This window comes from Bacillota bacterium, assembly GCA_012837335.1.
GTDB lineage: Bacteria > Bacillota > Limnochordia > Darwinibacteriales > DTU012 > DTU012.
The window spans coordinates 12,511-28,832 of sequence record DURM01000064.1 but is presented as its reverse complement, the minus strand read 5'-3'; the positions used below and the strand labels follow the sequence as shown (position 1 = coordinate 28,832).

Genomic DNA, 16,322 nt, shown 5'->3' with positions numbered 1-16,322 from the left:
TGCTGTTAATTTCCTTTATCTACATTAGATTGAGAACGAGTCTCATTCTCGTCTTATGTTTATACTACCACCTGCTAAAGGAAAAATCAAGTAAAAACAGCATCGGCATAAAACGATAATTTAGTCAATATGTATTGGTATAGACAGACTAGGGAGGGACTGGAATGAGCCGCATCTATTTAACAGCTTTGATCGGGTTTCTGCTGGCAGCTGCCCTGGTGATTTTCCCCCAGGAAGCTTTTGCGGCATCACTGGAAGGCTTGAAATTGTGGCTTGAAGTGGTTCTGCCTGCCCTGCTCCCCTTCATGGTTATGGCCAGGCTTCTGATGGAATGGGGAGTTGTGCAGTTTATCGGGGCTTTACTGGAACCGGTGATGCGCCCCCTGTTCCGCATACCGGGTGCTAGTGCTTTTGCGGTGGCTTTAGGGTTAGCTTCAGGATATCCAATGGGAGCTAAGATTACCGCTGAGCTGCGCCGGGAAGAACTCTGCACCCAAATTGAAGCAGAGCGGCTGCTTTGCTTTGCTAACACAGCCGGCCCCCTCTTTATTGCCGGAGCGGTGAGTGTGGGCATGTTCGGACGCCCCGATTTAGCCGCAGTTTTATTTACCGCCCACTACCTCTCGGCCTTTATGGTGGGGATTTTAATGCGTTTTTACGGGAGCCGCGAACCGGTTAAACTCGAAAAAACAACAAAAAAACCTCTTTCCAAAGCTGTGCAGGCTCTGGTCGAGGCACGCAGAAAAAACAGCCGGCCATTTGGCGTTATGTTTTACGAGGCAGTATCGGGAGCTTTTACCTCACTGCTTTTTATTGGCGGCTGTATCACAGCATTTTCAGTTTTATCGCGCATCTTAGTGCTAACCGGCATTACACCTCTAGCCGCGGATCTGCTCGCCCCCATCCTATCCTGGTTTAGGATCAGCCGCGAGCTTACCGCAGCGGTGATCGCCGGAGTCTTGGAAATTGACATCGGCGCTTTAGCAATCAGTAAAAGCGGAGCACCAATCCGGCAGATGGTAACCGCTGTCAGCGCAGTGCTTGCCTGGAGCGGCCTTTCGGTCCATGCACAAGTAGCTGCCATGATCCACGGCACAGATATCAGAATGAAACCATATATTACTGCTCGTGTACTTCACGCTTTGTGCGCAGGGATAACAGCAGCCCTTGTTTATCCACCGCTGACCAGCATCTGGAGCCGTTTTAAACTTTCTGCTCCAGCATCTGCAGTCTACGCAGCTGCCCAACCATCCTTTATTGCCATCTTGGCCGTGTCGGCTAAAATGGCTGTGGCAGTCGGTATCCTGCTGTTTCTAACTGCAGTGGTTTTCTGCTTAATCAACCGCATTATCTTTGTGTGGATTGGACCAAAATCCTAACTTACTCAGCTGCGGCGGCAGCAGTATTCCGATTATCTTTCTGCAGTTCTTCCTGACCCCTAGCTACAACTTTGATAGTCTTATCCAGGGTTTCATGGAGCTCTGAAAGGACATTAAAGGCGTATTCTTCTGAGCCTTTAATCAGCTCCTGAGCCCGCTGATGCGCTTCCGCTAGAATCTGTTTTGCTTCCTGCTGGGCTTGACGGTAAATCTCACTTTCTTTCAGCATCCGCGCCGCCTGCTCCTTAGCTTGGGCAATAATTCGCTCTGCCCGCTGCTGTCCTTCGGAAATTACGCGATCCTTTTCTGTGGAAACCATTTCCGCCCGCTTAACCTCTTCGGGTACAGCGTTGCGGATTTTTTCAATTAATTCCAGCAGTTCATCCGAGTCTAATAGCACCCGCCCGGTCAAAGGAATTTCAGGAGCATTGTCAATAATGTCTTCTAATTTGTCGAGGAGAATAATCAAATTGATCCTGTTCAATTCAGCCTACTCCTTTCCACTGATTTCGTACTTGGCATATAAGCGTTCAGCAACAGCCGGCGAAACCCACTGGGAAACATCGCCGCCAAAGCTGGCAACTTCCTTAACAGCTGAAGAACTTAAGAACGAGTACTGGCTGCTGGTCATCATGAATACGGTCTCGATTTCTGGGGCAAGGTTGCGGTTCATAGCGGCCAGCTTAAACTCGTATTCAAAATCTGTGACAGCCCTTAACCCCCGCACAATCGCCAGCGCCTTTTTTTTCCGCGCGTAGTCCACTACCAAACCATCAAAACTTTCTACCGAAACATTAGTTAAATGTTTCACTGATTCTGCCAGCATTTCCAGGCGTTCTTCGGTGGTAAAGCAGGCTGTTTTACCGCGGTTCTGAAGTACTGCCACATACACATGCTCAAACAACTCGGACGCCCGCTCGATGATGTCTATATGTCCATATGTAACCGGATCAAAGCTGCCGGGACATACGCTAATTCTCACACTAATCCCCCTTGCTGCGATAAAATCCTAAAACTGTGTCTCCATATTTTTCTTCTCTTACTCGAACTAAGTTCAACGCAAATTGAGCAATTTCCTCTTTCTTTCCATATTCAGCGATCACTAATCCATCTTCTGCCAGCAGGCTGAATTGGCTGATAGCAGCTAAAGATTTTGCGACTAAGCCAGTTTGATAAGGCGGATCGACATAAATAAGATCAAACTTTGCACCCTGCCTGCCTAAAACAGCCGCTGCTTTCAGGGCATCATTGGTATACACTCGCGCTCGATCGACAAAACCTACTTCCTCAAGATTTGTCCTGATCATTTTCGTGCAGGCGCGGCTTTTATCAATAAAGACAGCTAGTTTTGCTCCTCGACTTAAAGCTTCAATCCCCATCCCGCCATTTCCGGCAAACAAATCTAAAAACACGGCATCGATCACCCGACTGCCGAGAATATTAAAGAGATTCTCTTTGACGCGATCAGTGGTTGGTCTAGTAGTGACACCGGGCACACTCTTTAGTTTTTGGCCCCGGGCACTGCCGGAGATTACCCGCACATTCATTCCTCCTAAAACTGGAAAAAAATACCGCAGTGATTTTTGAATATTTGATGGACATTCTACCACATAATAGCAGTGAAGAGATTGGCCCTCCCCAAAAGGCACAGGAAGTGCAACCATTGATTTGGTTCTATTCTTCCTCCGGTTTCTCCTCTCCCATAGGCAGCAGCTGTTACGGCTGCTGCCTTTTAACTTCTGCAGCCAGAATCGGATGGTTGTCCAAATCTGGATCTGCCAAAACGAGCTTGCGAGCTTCCCGGGCGGCAAGCTCAAGCAGAGGCTGATCCCGGACGATGTCGGCAAGCTTAAACCAGGGCTCCCCTGACTGCCTGGTTCCCAGCAGATCACCGGGACCCCGCAGTTTTAGATCCTCTTCCGCGATTTTAAGACCATCATTTGTATGCCTGATAATATCCAAGCGCTGTTTGGCATGATCGGTTTTCGGATCAGCAATGAGGAAGCAGTAGGCCTGCTGGTCCGCCCGGCCGACTCTCCCCCGCAGCTGGTGCAGCTGTGCCAGGCCGAACCGGTCAGCATTTTCTATAACCATTACTGTGGCTGAAGGCACATTCATGCCAACTTCGATCACCGTTGTGGAAATCAGCACATCGAGCTTTTTTTCGTAAAAGTCCTGCATCACTTCATCTTTAGCTTTTCCCATCTGGCCATGGACGAGTCCTACACGCACTTCAGCCAATTGGTGTTGAGTCAGCATTTCCATCTCCTGAATCGCTGCCCGCACATCGAGCTTGTCCGACTCTTCAACTAAAGGAAAGACTACAAAGGCCTGCTCGCCCGCTTTAACTCTTTTAACTACAAAGCGGTAGACATCATCCCGCTGATTAGGATGAATTAACCGTGTATCTATTGGCTTTCTGCCTTTGGGCAGATCACGAATAATCGTAGTGTTTAAATCTCCATAGAGAGTCAGTGCCAATGATCGCGGAATGGGTGTTGCGCTCATCACCAACAGATCAGCGCTGCCCTTCTCGCTTAACGCAGTCCGCTGGCGCACACCAAAGCGGTGCTGCTCATCAATAACAGCGAGGGTTAAATTAGCAAACTTGACTTCATCAGTGATCAGCGCATGGGTGCCCACGACCACCGCAAGCTCTCCCGATGCTAAGTCCTCCAGAATCTGCTCCCGCTGCTTGGCAGTGGTTTTGCCGATCAAAAGCGCAATCTTGACACCAAGCGGCCGAAAAGCAGCTTCCATCCGCTCAAACATCTGCCGAGCCAAAATCTCGGTCGGTACCATGATTGCTGCTTGGCCGCAGGAATCAACTGCTTTTAAGGTGGCATACTGAGCAATTACTGTTTTTCCGGAGCCCACATCGCCTTGAATTAACCGGCGCATCTGCAGCTTCGATTCCATATCCTCCCGCACATCTCTGATTGCCCGCATCTGCCCGGGAGTAAGCTCAAAAGGAAGCCCGGCTAAAAACGCTTGAGTTAACTTCCCATCAGGTTTATGGGCAATCGATTCCTTGATCTGGCTGCCGGCCCCCAAACTAAGGTGAAACAGGAAAAACTCTTCAAAAATAAGCCGCTTCCTAGCTTGAGCCAGCTCAGCATCATTCTTGGGAAAATGAATGGCTCGCACCGCCTGCTTTCGGCCCATAAACTGATCGAAAAGATGAGCAGGGAGGCACTCTTCCACCTGATCCAAGTATTTTAGGGCGAACTCAATCCACTCCAACCGCATCCGGTTAGTGATGCCGGCGACCAGCGGATAGACGGGAACTAAGCCTAAGTGTTTAGGCCGCGAGGTATAATACTCGCCGCTGGCTATCTCCGGACCATAGAAGCCCTGTTTTACCTGTCCATATACCCACAGTTCGCCTACCCTAGCGAGCTGCTGATACTGGTAGCTTGGGCCGCGGCGGTATGGCACCGTGAACCAGCTTAATGTTAGAGCTTTGTGGCTGCCTAGCAGCCGGGCTTGAATTAAGCGGCGCCTGCTGCGCACCTCTCGCTCATTAAGATCGATCAGCCGGCCGTAAAACAAGCCTTCGCTGCCGATTTCCGCCTGGTCTGGGCTGATTACTTTTGTGAAATCCTTATAAGTGCGGGGATAACTGTGGAGCACATCGGCAATCGTTTCGAGATTCAACTTGGCTGCCAGTTTGGCCTTGGCTTTACCTACTCCTGGTAATACCGTGATTGGATGTGTTAACATTGCCCACCTCCATTACAGCCAAAACCCCTAGGTTTCCCCAGGGGTCTAATCTTACATTGAATACCACATCAGAGCGACTGTACCGGGTCCGGCGTGCACTCCAATAGTGGGTCCAACCAGTTCTACAATTAAATCATAATTGGAAAACTCTTCTCTAATTTTATCTATTACCCGCTGAGCTTCCTCCATTGTATTACCATGAGACAGCCCAATGCGGATTTTCTGTCCTGGTCTCGCTTTAGCGTAATCGCTTAGCAGATCATAGATTTTTCTTACAGCTTTCGCTTTGCCGCGCACTTTATCGAAGGGAGTAACGATGCCATTTTCCAGCGTTAACACCGGCTTGATGTTCAACAGAGAACCAACCAATGCTGACGCAGCGCCAATCCGGCCGTTGCGCCGCAGATACTCCAGCGTGTCAACTACAAAGTAGACATTGAGCTCATCGATTACCCGCTCTGCCAGTTCAACCGCTTCCTGAACCGATGCTCCGTTTTGAACTGCTTCTGCAACTGCTACTACTACCAGTCCAATCCCCATCGATGCTGCTTTGGTATCAATCACATGAATCTTGCGATCCTCAACCATAGTTGTTGCCAAAACAGCTGATTGGTAAGTGCCGCTTAACTTGCTGCTTAAATGGATCGAGATAATCTCGTCGCCTGGTTCAGAAATCTCTTCATAACACTTAACAAAATCCGCGGGAGAGGGTTGGCAGGTACTGGGCAGATCGGCCGATTCGGCCAGCCGCTGATAGAACTGCTCTGCGCTCAGCTCCACACCATCGCGGTAGATTTCCTCGCCAAACTGAATGCTTAAAGGGACTACATGAATATTGTACTGTTCCTTCGTCGATTTCGGTAAATCACTGCCGCTATCGGTTACAATATGGATTCTTGGCATAGCTGATACCTCCCTTTTTTACTCCACTGACATGATGTAATAGTACAGTGGTTGACCTCCATGGTACAGCTCCACTTCGCAAAAGTCAAATTTGGCCTCAACTTCTGCCTTGAACTCCTCAGCTGCCTGCATATCCTGATCATTTCCTACATAAATGCTGATCAGGGATGAATCATCGTCAACAAGTTTTTCCAGCAGTTCAAGTCCAACCGCTGTAAGTGAACGTCCGGCTGTCACGATTTTACCTTCAGCCAGTCCGATATAATCCTGTTCCTCAATATCCAACTCGCCCGCTTTAGTGGAGCGAACTGCAAAAGTAATCTCACCGGAGCGGACATTGGCAATCTCCGCTTCCATTGACTCGAGATTTTCTTCTGCATCGCAGTGCTCTGCAAAGCCAACCATGGCAGCAATACCCTGGGGAATTGTCTTGGTAGGAATCACTTCCACCCTCTTCTCACACAGCTCTTTGGCCTGATTGGCTGAAAAAATCACGTTTTTATTGTTGGGCAGAATGATCACTGTTTCGGCATTGATCTCTTCCACAGCGCGAACGATTTCTTCCGTGCTGGGATTCATGGTCTGCCCGCCGTGAATGATATAGTCTACACCAAGGCTGGTAAAAATCTCCGTCAAACCGTCACCGGGTACAACAGCCACAATACCGATGGGTTTCGGCTCACTCTGAGCATTAGCTGCGGAGTTAACTTTATTGAGCGGAAATGAAACCACATTACTGCTGTGATTGTCCTCGGTTTCGGTTATCGTTTCGTTCTGAAGCTTCATATTATCGATGGCGATCTCAGTCAAATCACCAAGCTGACTGCAGTATTCCAATACTTTTCCAGGATGGTCGGTGTGAATGTGTACCTTAACTACCAATTCATCGCCAACTACCAGCATGGATTCGCCCTGGGGTTCGAGGGTCTTTTTGATCTCCTCGACCTTAAGATTGCTGCCTTTAATGATAAACTCGGTGCAGTACTTGTTAACCAGCACCCCATCGATTCGGGTAATGCCTTCCTGCGGCTGCACAACAGCTGCAGCTGGTTTTTCCGTGACTGTTTTTAAATCGAGTTCGCCGATTAACGCTTTATACGCTCCCTCCAGCGCTAAAAGCAGGCCTTTGCCGCCAGCGTCCACTACACCGGCTTCTTTCAGTACCGGCAGAATGTTGGGAGTGTTAGCTAGGGCTTTTGCACCAGCTTCAACACCGATTCCCCACACCTCAACCGGCGACAACTCCTCGTTTTGAACAGCTTCCATACATGCTTCAGCAACAGCGCGTCCGACAGTAAGCATGGTGCCTTCTACCGGCTTCATCACCGCTTTATAAGTTGTTTTAGCAGCCTGGTTGAATGCTTGGGCAAGCTGAGGGCCGTTCGCTGTTTGGAGATTGGCTAAACCATCGCTGAATCCACGAAAATATTGGGATAAAATTACACCGCTGTTGCCTCTGGCACCCATCAGCGAACCGCGGGCGATGGTGGATGCAACCTTAGAAACAGTATCGGTTTCTAAATTATCTAAATCGCGAACAGCAGCCTTTAAGGTCAATGCCATGTTAGTGCCTGTATCTCCATCCGGAACTGGAAACACATTGAGAGCATTGACTTCTTCTTTATGATCATCCAACACCTGCGCCGCCGCTGTAATAATCCTTTTGAGTTCTACCCCATTTAGTACTTGCAATTTCTTATCCTCCTGCTCACTTTCGTTTCGCATCTGTTACTCTAACACCCTGCACGCGAATATCAATGCTGACTACCTGCAGTCCCAGCGTGTTTTCAACAGCATACTTGACCCGCTCTTGGATGTTGCGGGCCACTTCAGAGATTTTCACTCCGTATTCCACCACAATATAAAGTGTAACACTCACTTTATCATCTTCAATATACTGAACATCAACGCCGCGCTCATAGTAATCTTTGCGCAGCAGATCAGTGATTCCATCCTGCACATTGCGGGAGGCCATTCCAACCAATCCATAACACTCCATGGCTGCTACTCCGCAGATAACAGCAATGACCTCTTCGCTGATATTGATTGTTCCGAGTTCAGTCTGAATCTTTTGGGTCATCAACAATATCCCCCCTAAATTTACCAAAGCAATTTTATACTAGCTTCATTTTATCCGTTATGAGTGTAATTGTAAAGTATTTTTAGCTTGCAAACTGAGATTCGCTGTGCTACAATGAATAACAGTGGCGTTTTATGCACAGGGAACGAAGAGTTAAAGGGGGTTAACGCTATGGCAAGAAAATGTATTGTTTGTGACAAAGGTACTGCATTTGGCAACACACGCAGTCATGCAATGAATAAGAATCGCCGCACATGGAAACCAAATCTTCAAAAAATCCGTGTGATGATTAAAGGGGTTCCCCGGCGTGCCTATGTCTGTACTCGATGCATTAAAAGCAACAAAATCGAGAGAGTCATTTAACCCCTTAGCTAAAATTGAGATCGAAACCCCAGGTAAGCGTTATTACCTGGGGTTTTTCAATTCAACCACTGCTATGAGAATTCCCGATGTACAGCTTATTTGTATGCATTTTTCCACCGTTTTATTACCGATCGTCCATGTGCTTCCTTTAGCCACTACCGCATCCCGCAGCGGATAATACAATCCCTTAGTAGTAACACCCGCTGCAGTTTCACTGAGGGGTACCAATGAGATGCGGCTATCAGTTGGCAGCTCAAGCTTTAGCTCGCCCTTAACTGTATAGATGCGGGCTGAATTGGTGATGATCTCAGCCTGGATCTGTTTTTGTGCTAAAAGATACAAAAGTTCCAGATTGCCCAAGCTGTGGCTGATGCTGCCGCCCCACGCTCCGGTAAGGATAATCTCGTCGACGCCGCGGGCGAGGGCAAAATCCACCGCCAGCTCCAGATCAGTTTGATCTTTCTCTACCGGAAAGCGAATAATCCTGTCTGCCGGCAGATCAATCTGCTCTCTACCAAGGTCCAGGGAATCAAAATCACCAAGGAGATAATCGGGGGTCAAGCCCCACTGATATGCTTGCTTCAGACCTCCGTCAGCAGCGATGACCAGGGTATCCTTTGCGATAATTGGTGCTTCCCCAGGTACATCTTCCCCGGATCCGATAATCACAGCCCGCTTGAATTTATCTTCCATTTTGGTCAACCTCAACCAGATCCCTCCGGGTTAAAAGAAACATTACCACAACCAGGGTTACAATCATTTCCGGCAGCAGATAGGCTGCGTTGTAGGTCAAGCTGTACCACCACTGATTCATCCCTTCCGGCGCATAGATTCCGAAGAAGATCTTGCCCGACAGCACATGCACCAGAAAGCGCAGTCCGAACACGAAACAGACCGCTGCCGCGTTGCCGATCAGATCTTTCCGTGTCTTTCCGTATTTTACCCACAGTCCCACTAAACCAATTACGGTAAACGCAACTGGGTAGTCCAGGATGTGCTGAACCGGATCAACATAAAAGCTGGGATTAAGCATGCTTTTCAAAACACCGAAAAGCAGTCCACCCAGAAGTCCTACCTTCGGTCCCCTTCTCACTGCCAGCAGCACAATGGGAACCATCTGCAGAGAAACCGATCCTCCCTGCGGCATTTGAAAAAACTTGATGTATGAGAGAACGATTGCCAAAGCTACGGCAATAGCTGTCTCAACCTGTACACTGATACTGAATCGCTTCACATTAATCCCTCCTAAAAAATGGTAAAAAAATAACCGCAGCCGTGAAGCCGCAGTTTCCAAAATTACTTTCTATCCAGGCATCACCGCTTCCCTCCGCAAGAATTACCTTGACAGGTTCCAAGGGTTGCAGCCTTGCGCTGCTCTCAGCTGTATCCAGCACCCCCAGCGGAATATTAAGTTTCACGCCTATATTATTCTCTAGATCATGCAGAATTCCTGCTTTAATTTTTATTTACCTAAAATAATAGACGCCAACCATCCCGGTCGGCGCCTAGTGCTACTACTTTCGACACAGCCCCAGAGTGCCCACATAGCCAACGAAGCTGCGCTAATATGGGAATCAGACTTGCAGCGGAGGTGCTACTGCTATCTATCCGCTTGGGTTAAAGGAGTCCCATATCCACACCCAAGAGAAGAGATGTGCTAGACAGATAGCGTCTATGTGGTAATCGATCTCACTTCTTTGGGTGCAAGTCCTTGGGTTAGTATTGAGAATGTACATGCATCACCGCCTTTCTGTGCAATTTCTGCAACTTCGCCGACTACTCTGTTAGAGCCGCAACACTATTATAAAACAAACTTTCTGATATGTCAACCTTATTTCGGATAACTTTACATTATACCGGATAAATTAAAAACCGCACATTACTGTGCGGCTCGCAGCTGGTCAATATAAGCGGCTGGATCATCAGCGTGAAAGACAGCTGACCCGGCCACAATGGTGTCGGCACCAGCCTCCACAATCCTGCCGATATTCTCTAAACTGATTCCACCATCCACCTGCAGCCTGATCGTTCGTTCCCCGATTAGGCTCCGGGCGTCGCGAATTTTCTGGTACATGCTGGGAATAAACTGCTGCCCTCCATATCCGGGGTTAACAGTCATTACTAAAATCAGATCCAAATCATCCAGCACATACTCCAATCCAGAGACAGGTGTGTGGGGATTAAGGGCTACACCTGCCCTAACCCCTTCCGCCCTGATTTTACTCAAAGTACGCTGCAGATGGGTGCAGGTTTCATAATGAACAGTAATAAATCCTGGCTGCATGGGCAGCAGAACATCAAGATAATCCTCGGGATTGGTCACCATCAAGTGCACATCCAACGGAATCTCAACAACGGTTTGAACAGCCTTAACAATCATCGGACCAAAACTGAGATTGGGCACATAATGGCCGTCCATAATATCAATATGAATATAATCAGCGTTTTTAACCCGCTCCAGCTCAGCTCCTAACTGGGTAAAATCTGCGGCAAGAATTGATGGACATACTGCGATTCTCTCCATTCTGCTCACCTCATCTGCTCTATTTCTTCCAGCAGTGTTAGGTAATTCTGATAGCGCAGCTTGGAAATCTTACCAGAATTAACCAACTCTGTTACAGCGCAATCCGGCTCCTTGACATGCATGCAGCCTCTAAACTTGCAGTCGAACGATGCTTCGTAGAACTCAGGAAAATACTGCTGCAGTTCTTGGGGCTTGATCCCAGTTAGACTCAGCTGAGAGAATCCGGGTGTATCAGCAACAAGTCCGCCAAATGAAAGCTGAATCAGCTCTACCTGTCTGGTTGTATGCTTTCCCCTTCTTAACTTAGCGCTGATCGCTCCCACGGCCAGTTCGAGCCCTGACTCGATCTTATTCAGCAGTGAAGATTTGCCGACCCCTGACGGACCGGCAAAAGTGCTGACCCGATCTTTAAGCAGCGTTCTCAGCTCTTCGATTCCCTCTCCCGCAGCAGCGCTGGTAATCACAACTGGATAGCCCGCAGCCCGGTAAATCTCAATAATATCTAAATACCCCTCAATCTCATCAATCAGGTCACTCTTGTTGAAGCAGATTACCGGCTCTAAGCCGTTCGCTTCAATCAAAACTAACAGCCGGTCTAAAAACAGCCAATCCGGTTTAGGATCGGAGCAGGCCAGCACAACTACAGCCTGGTCCACATTGGCGATGGCAGGACGAACCAGCTCATTCTTTCGGGGCAGGATCTCTTCAATCACGCCCTCTTCATCATTGAGAGGTGTCACTTCCACCCAATCGCCAACCAGCACTCTATCCATGGTAAGGCGGAGTCTTCCCCTCAGCTTGCACCGGATCACCTTCGCATCCCGTGTGAGCACATCATAGAAGCCTCCGATTCCACGCACAATGATATTATTCTGCATAGCATCACTCCACTAGATCGCGATCAATAAATAATCTGCCTCCAATATATACCTGCACCCGGGCATTATTTCCTCTACCACGAGCGGTGTAGGTAAAACTGGTATCACCCTTATGAATCTCTCGATAAACTTCGCGAGCGCCAAAATCATCGACGATAATAATCGCTACTTCCTGGTCGCGCCCTTCCGGAACATAGATATTGATTACTTCTTCATGCCAATCATCACCGGTAGTCCAATGCAGGATACCTTCGCTGTCCGGTCTGCCGCTGGTAGGCAGACCTTGGGAGTAGACCAGATCTACCGTCCAGCCCACTTCTACCTCGGTGCGGGGCGGCGGATTCTGCTCGATAACCAGATCCTTAGGAACGGTAGTGCTGTACTCCTGGATCAAGAGTCCTTCTTTAAGACCAAGCTCCGCAAGCTGCTGGCGGACATCGTTAATGTTTTGCCCGCGGAAATCAGGCAGCATAATCAATGGAGCTTCGTCAATACTTTGGCTGATAATCAGATCAATCGGAGTTCCTAAAGCTGTATGTTCCCCCGGCTCCGGTATTTGACCGATAACCGTATTGACCGGATGTTCATCAGTGGGTTGGTAGCTGATTTCACCCAGAGTGAATCCGAACTGGGTGAGGAATACCTGGGCTTCCCGATTGGACATTCCTATTACGCTGGGCATATCCACAAACTCCGGACCCTTGCTCACCCGCACGTAAACAAATTGATTTTCTTTTTTCATCCGGTTCGCCCGGGGATCCTGACTGATCACTGTCCCTTTCGGAAACTCGTTATCAAACACCTCGATTTCTACTGCCATCTTCAGATTCCGCTGATTTAGCAGTCTTTCTGCTTCTTCCACACTTAAACCGGTAACATCAGGTACCTGCACATCGTCGGGAAACAGTACCCGGGGAATGAACTCAATAATACCGTAAACCATAACGGACAGAACAAGTAAGGACAGTAAAACTAGCGGTAAACGGTTCTTCTGCTTGCTTTTCTTTTTTCTGCTGCTCATCTTCCTGCTGGCACGGGCCAAATCATCTTCCTCCTCCCTCTCGTCTGGTGCAATCTGATCCGGATCTATTACAAACTTCTGGGTCTTCTCAATACCAGCATTAAATTCCAGTTTCTCTAAAGCGCGGCTTAATTCCTGTGCTGATTGAAATCGCTCTTCCGGCTTCTTCGCCAGCAGTTTCAGAATTATCCGCTCCAGATCCGCTGGAATATCAGGATTAAGCTGTGACGGAGGTTTGGGAAGATCTTGGATGTGCTTTAAAGCGGTGGATATGGGCGTATCAGCTCGAAAAGGCACTCTGCCGGTGAGCATTTCATACATCACAATACCTAAAGAATATAAATCAGATAAATGATCCACCTTAGTACCCCGAGCCTGCTCTGGTGAAAAATACAGCACAGAGCCCAGCACAACTCCGGTTTGAGTAATGCTCATGGATGATACGGCGGCAATGCCGAAATCAGTGACTTTCACCTGGTTATCTCCGGTGATCAAGATATTATGCGGCTTAATATCTCGATGCACTATTTTATACTTATGGGCATGCGCCAGGGCTGAACAAATCTGCAGCACAATTTTCACAGCATAATCAGGACTCAGGCGTTCCTGCTCCCTGATAATCTCGCTTAAGTTTTTCCCTTCCACATACTCCATCACGATGAATGGAGTCTCATTGACGGTGCCAACATCATAGACATTGACCACATTGGGATGGGACAAACTGGCAGCCGCTTGAGCTTCGCGGTGAAAGCGCTCAAGAAACTCCCGATCATTGGCATACTGCTCCCTAAGCACCTTGACCGCCACTAAGCGATTCAAAAGTGTGTCCTTAGCGCTGTAGACCAGGGACATGCCTCCATCGCCGATTTTAGCTACGATTTCATATCTATTTGAAAGTACTTCGCCAATCATGGTATCAACCTTTCGTTAAAGCCTGTTCAGCCAAGCGGCCATAACCTCTCGGGCTATCTGAGCTGCCAGCCCTCCGCCTTGACCTCCATGTTCGACAACCACCGCCACTGCAATTTCCGGGTAATCCGCCGGGGCAAACCCTACAAACCAAGAATGATCTTGCCCGTGGGGATTTTCCGCTGTTCCCGTCTTGCCCGCGACAGTGATTCCAGGAATGCGGGCTGCCTGACCGGTGCCCGAGTTGACACATTCCACCATCGCGTCTCGCAACAGCCCTGCAGTTAACCCAGTTATCACCTGGCTCTTCACCCGCGGCCGGTAGATTCTTCTGGTCAGCCAGCTGCCTGTTAAAGATCCAACCCAATAAGGCTCCATGCCCATCCCCCGATTGGCAATGGCGCCGATGGCAGCAGCCATCTGCAGCGGACTCACTGCAATACTGCCCTGGCCGATGCCCAGCTGTGCCCAGCCATAATCGCTCAGCTGTGGTTCGGGCAGATTGCCCGGAGCTGTTCCCAAGCCGAACATCCTCAGATACTCTAAGCCTTCAGCCTTTAAGAGCACTGCCAGCTCAGCGAACACTGTATTTGAGGAAAGGCTTAAAGCCTGCTGAGTTGTAATCGAACCAAAGCTGCGGCGGTTAAAGTTCTGAATGCTCTGCTCGCCAAACTCGATCAAGCCCTGGTCCTGCCAGAACTGCTCCGGCGCCGCCGCTTTAGTCTGGTACGCAGCCGCCAACCACAGCGGTTTTATACTTGAACCGGGTGGATAGGCTCCACTTACCGCCCGATTAAAAAATGGGCTGTGGGGATCTTTTTGAAACTGCTCCCAAGCTTGATCAAGCTGATTCGGATCAATATAAGGCGCAGCATATAATGCCAACACTTCACCTGTCTGGGGATTGATCGCCACTACAGCGCCTTGATGGGGTTTAAATAATCCATCAATTAAGGCCTGCAGCTCGGCATCAACAGTGAGGTACAAATCTTGTCTGCTGCTTAACTGGCGGTTATATGCCGATTCCAGACCGGTAATCCCATAGCGGGGATGGAAATAGCCAATTAGATGAACCAGACTGGGGTGACCGTGGTATATCCTCCGTAAAGTTTCGCTATCGGTACTGACTAAAGCTGTGCCGTTGCGGTCATAAATAGTTCCCCGTTCCGTTTTAAATACCATCAGCCCTTTTGGATTTTGCGGATGATTGTCCAGATCCGGACGCAGCACCTGCCAGTAGATTAGTCCGCTCAATAAAACTGCAAATAAAAGCACAGTTAAATTTAAGACCAGCCTTGGATTGCGCTTTTCTCTAAGTTTCCCCTCGTCCTGCTTCGGATCTGATCCTGATCCAAGCTTCGTCAATATGCCTAACAAACACATATTTGCGATCAGCGAAGTAGTTCCATAGCTGATAAAAGGCAGGGTCATACCACTTAGAGGTATTACCTTGAGAATCCCACCACTGACAATAAACACCTGGTATCCCCAGATTAATACGATTCCGATCGCCAGAATATGGCTTCTGCCTTTAAGTTTCTTGGCCGACTTTAAACCAAAAAACAACAGCAGCAGGTAAATCAGCAAAATTACCACAGTTCCGATCAAACCAAGTTCTTCACTGATCAGCGCAAAAATATAATCGGTGTGCACAGCCGGCAGATCCGTTCCTAATCCGAAACCCAGACCCCTACCGAACAAACCGCCGTTATGAACTGCAAATAAGCCCAGAACAATTTGATAGCCCGCACCGGTAGAATCAACCCAAGGATCCACCCATACCAGAAAGCGGCGGCGGATATGGGGAAAACCAAACCAAGCCAGCACTACTCCCCCGCCTGCTGCCAATAGATAAATCAAAACCAAGTACCAGTTAAAATTGATATATAAAGCCAAAGTCACAAACAAGCCGAAGAATAAGAGCGCTGGACCTAAATCGCGCTGGACCGCCAAGAACAAAAATACACCGGCCATCAGCACCAGCAACGGACCCCAATACTTCAACTGCGGCCAGCGCCGGTTTAACCGCAGCAGTTCTTCATGATCATAAAAATAACCTGCGAGAAATAACAGCAGTAAAATCCGGACTGTTTCAACCGGCTGAAATCTAATTGATCCGATCTGCAGCCACGCCTTAGCGCCTCCTGCTGTTTCGCCGAAGATAAGAGTTACTAGAAGCAGGAGCAGGGCTGCGCTACCGCTGATATATTTATATTTAAAATCATGCCAATTAACCAAGAGACAGGCCGAAAAACCGATAAACCCAAGCAAAATACCGCACCATTGATTTAGAGCTAAAACCGGGTCGATGCGGAAAATAAACAACCATCCAATCATCAGGAGCAGTCCGCAGCAGACCAATCCATCCACCGGCAGCTTGCGTTTATTAAGGAAAATCACAAACACTGTCCAAACTGCCCAGATTGAAGCCAACTGCCACCAAGACGCAAACGATCTTATCTGCGTCAGCCATAAAAAAGCAGCAAAACTCAGCGCTCCCAGCTCTAAGCAAGCTTTGATCGGCCAGCTCAAATTGTTCACC

General features: G+C 48.6%; 15 protein-coding genes and 1 riboswitch. Of the genes, 2 read left to right on the top strand and 13 right to left on the bottom strand.

Annotated elements, in window-relative coordinates; all coding sequences use genetic code 11:
• The first annotated feature begins 164 nt into the window (after window positions 1-164).
• Complete coding sequence (gene ylbJ / locus GX019_08670) at window positions 165-1,379, top strand: sporulation integral membrane protein YlbJ (GenBank protein HHT37228.1); 1,215 nt, start codon at window positions 165-167, stop codon at window positions 1,377-1,379.
• Between the two features lies 1 nt (window position 1,380).
• Here ylbJ and GX019_08665 read toward each other — a convergent pair whose 3' ends face one another.
• The 7 genes from GX019_08665 to GX019_08635 form a co-directional block, all read right to left on the bottom strand.
• Window positions 1,381-1,863 carry an ATPase gene (locus GX019_08665; protein HHT37227.1) on the bottom strand — a complete coding sequence of 161 codons (483 nt, stop codon included), beginning with the start codon at window positions 1,861-1,863 and terminating at the stop codon, window positions 1,381-1,383.
• A 6-nt stretch (window positions 1,864-1,869) separates the two neighbouring features.
• A complete protein-coding gene (coaD, locus tag GX019_08660; protein ID HHT37226.1) occupies window positions 1,870-2,361 on the bottom strand; it encodes a pantetheine-phosphate adenylyltransferase in 492 nt (163 codons plus the stop codon).
• Window position 2,362: 1 nt separating this feature from the next.
• A complete protein-coding gene (rsmD, locus tag GX019_08655; protein HHT37225.1) occupies window positions 2,363-2,920 on the bottom strand; it encodes a 16S rRNA (guanine(966)-N(2))-methyltransferase RsmD in 558 nt (185 codons plus the stop codon).
• A 175-nt stretch (window positions 2,921-3,095) separates the two neighbouring features.
• Complete coding sequence (gene recG / locus GX019_08650) at window positions 3,096-5,102, bottom strand: ATP-dependent DNA helicase RecG (protein HHT37224.1); 2,007 nt, start codon at window positions 5,100-5,102, stop codon at window positions 3,096-3,098.
• A 51-nt stretch (window positions 5,103-5,153) separates the two neighbouring features.
• Window positions 5,154-6,005, bottom strand: a complete 852-nt coding sequence (locus tag GX019_08645) for a DegV family protein (GenBank protein ID HHT37223.1) — start codon at window positions 6,003-6,005, stop codon at window positions 5,154-5,156.
• A gap of 18 nt (window positions 6,006-6,023) precedes the next feature.
• Complete coding sequence (locus tag GX019_08640; protein ID HHT37222.1) at window positions 6,024-7,697, bottom strand: DAK2 domain-containing protein; 1,674 nt, start codon at window positions 7,695-7,697, stop codon at window positions 6,024-6,026.
• Window positions 7,698-7,713: 16 nt separating this feature from the next.
• Window positions 7,714-8,085, bottom strand: coding sequence for an Asp23/Gls24 family envelope stress response protein (locus GX019_08635; protein HHT37221.1), 372 nt, complete (start codon window positions 8,083-8,085; stop codon window positions 7,714-7,716).
• A gap of 171 nt (window positions 8,086-8,256) precedes the next feature.
• Here GX019_08635 and GX019_08630 point away from each other — a divergent pair, with 171 nt between their 5' ends.
• Window positions 8,257-8,448, top strand: a complete 192-nt coding sequence (locus tag GX019_08630; GenBank protein HHT37220.1) for a 50S ribosomal protein L28 — start codon at window positions 8,257-8,259, stop codon at window positions 8,446-8,448.
• A 42-nt stretch (window positions 8,449-8,490) separates the two neighbouring features.
• On the opposite strand, the gene GX019_08625 is transcribed toward GX019_08630, so the two are convergent.
• From GX019_08625 to GX019_08600, 6 genes are all read right to left on the bottom strand, one after another.
• The gene (locus GX019_08625) at window positions 8,491-9,156 is read right to left on the bottom strand and encodes a thiamine diphosphokinase (GenBank protein ID HHT37219.1); all 666 of its coding nucleotides are present in this window, start codon (window positions 9,154-9,156) and stop codon (window positions 8,491-8,493) included.
• A complete protein-coding gene (gene thiT, locus GX019_08620; protein HHT37218.1) occupies window positions 9,131-9,682 on the bottom strand; it encodes an energy-coupled thiamine transporter ThiT in 552 nt (183 codons plus the stop codon). The genes GX019_08625 and thiT overlap by 26 nt, the downstream gene beginning before the upstream one ends.
• Before the next feature lie 71 nt (window positions 9,683-9,753).
• Window positions 9,754-9,856: riboswitch (TPP riboswitch) on the bottom strand.
• A gap of 471 nt (window positions 9,857-10,327) precedes the next feature.
• Entirely contained in the window at window positions 10,328-10,972 is a 645-nt protein-coding gene (gene rpe, locus GX019_08615; protein ID HHT37217.1) for a ribulose-phosphate 3-epimerase, read from the bottom strand.
• Window positions 10,973-10,977: 5 nt separating this feature from the next.
• Window positions 10,978-11,850: a ribosome small subunit-dependent GTPase A gene (gene rsgA, locus GX019_08610; protein ID HHT37216.1), complete on the bottom strand. Its 873-nt coding sequence runs from the start codon at window positions 11,848-11,850 to the stop codon at window positions 10,978-10,980.
• A 4-nt stretch (window positions 11,851-11,854) separates the two neighbouring features.
• Window positions 11,855-13,783, bottom strand: a complete 1,929-nt coding sequence (gene pknB / locus GX019_08605; protein ID HHT37215.1) for a Stk1 family PASTA domain-containing Ser/Thr kinase — start codon at window positions 13,781-13,783, stop codon at window positions 11,855-11,857.
• A 15-nt stretch (window positions 13,784-13,798) separates the two neighbouring features.
• On the bottom strand, window positions 13,799-16,312 hold the full coding sequence (locus GX019_08600; GenBank protein HHT37214.1) for an FtsW/RodA/SpoVE family cell cycle protein: 2,514 nt from the start codon (window positions 16,310-16,312) through the stop codon (window positions 13,799-13,801).
• Window positions 16,313-16,322 lie beyond the last annotated feature (10 nt).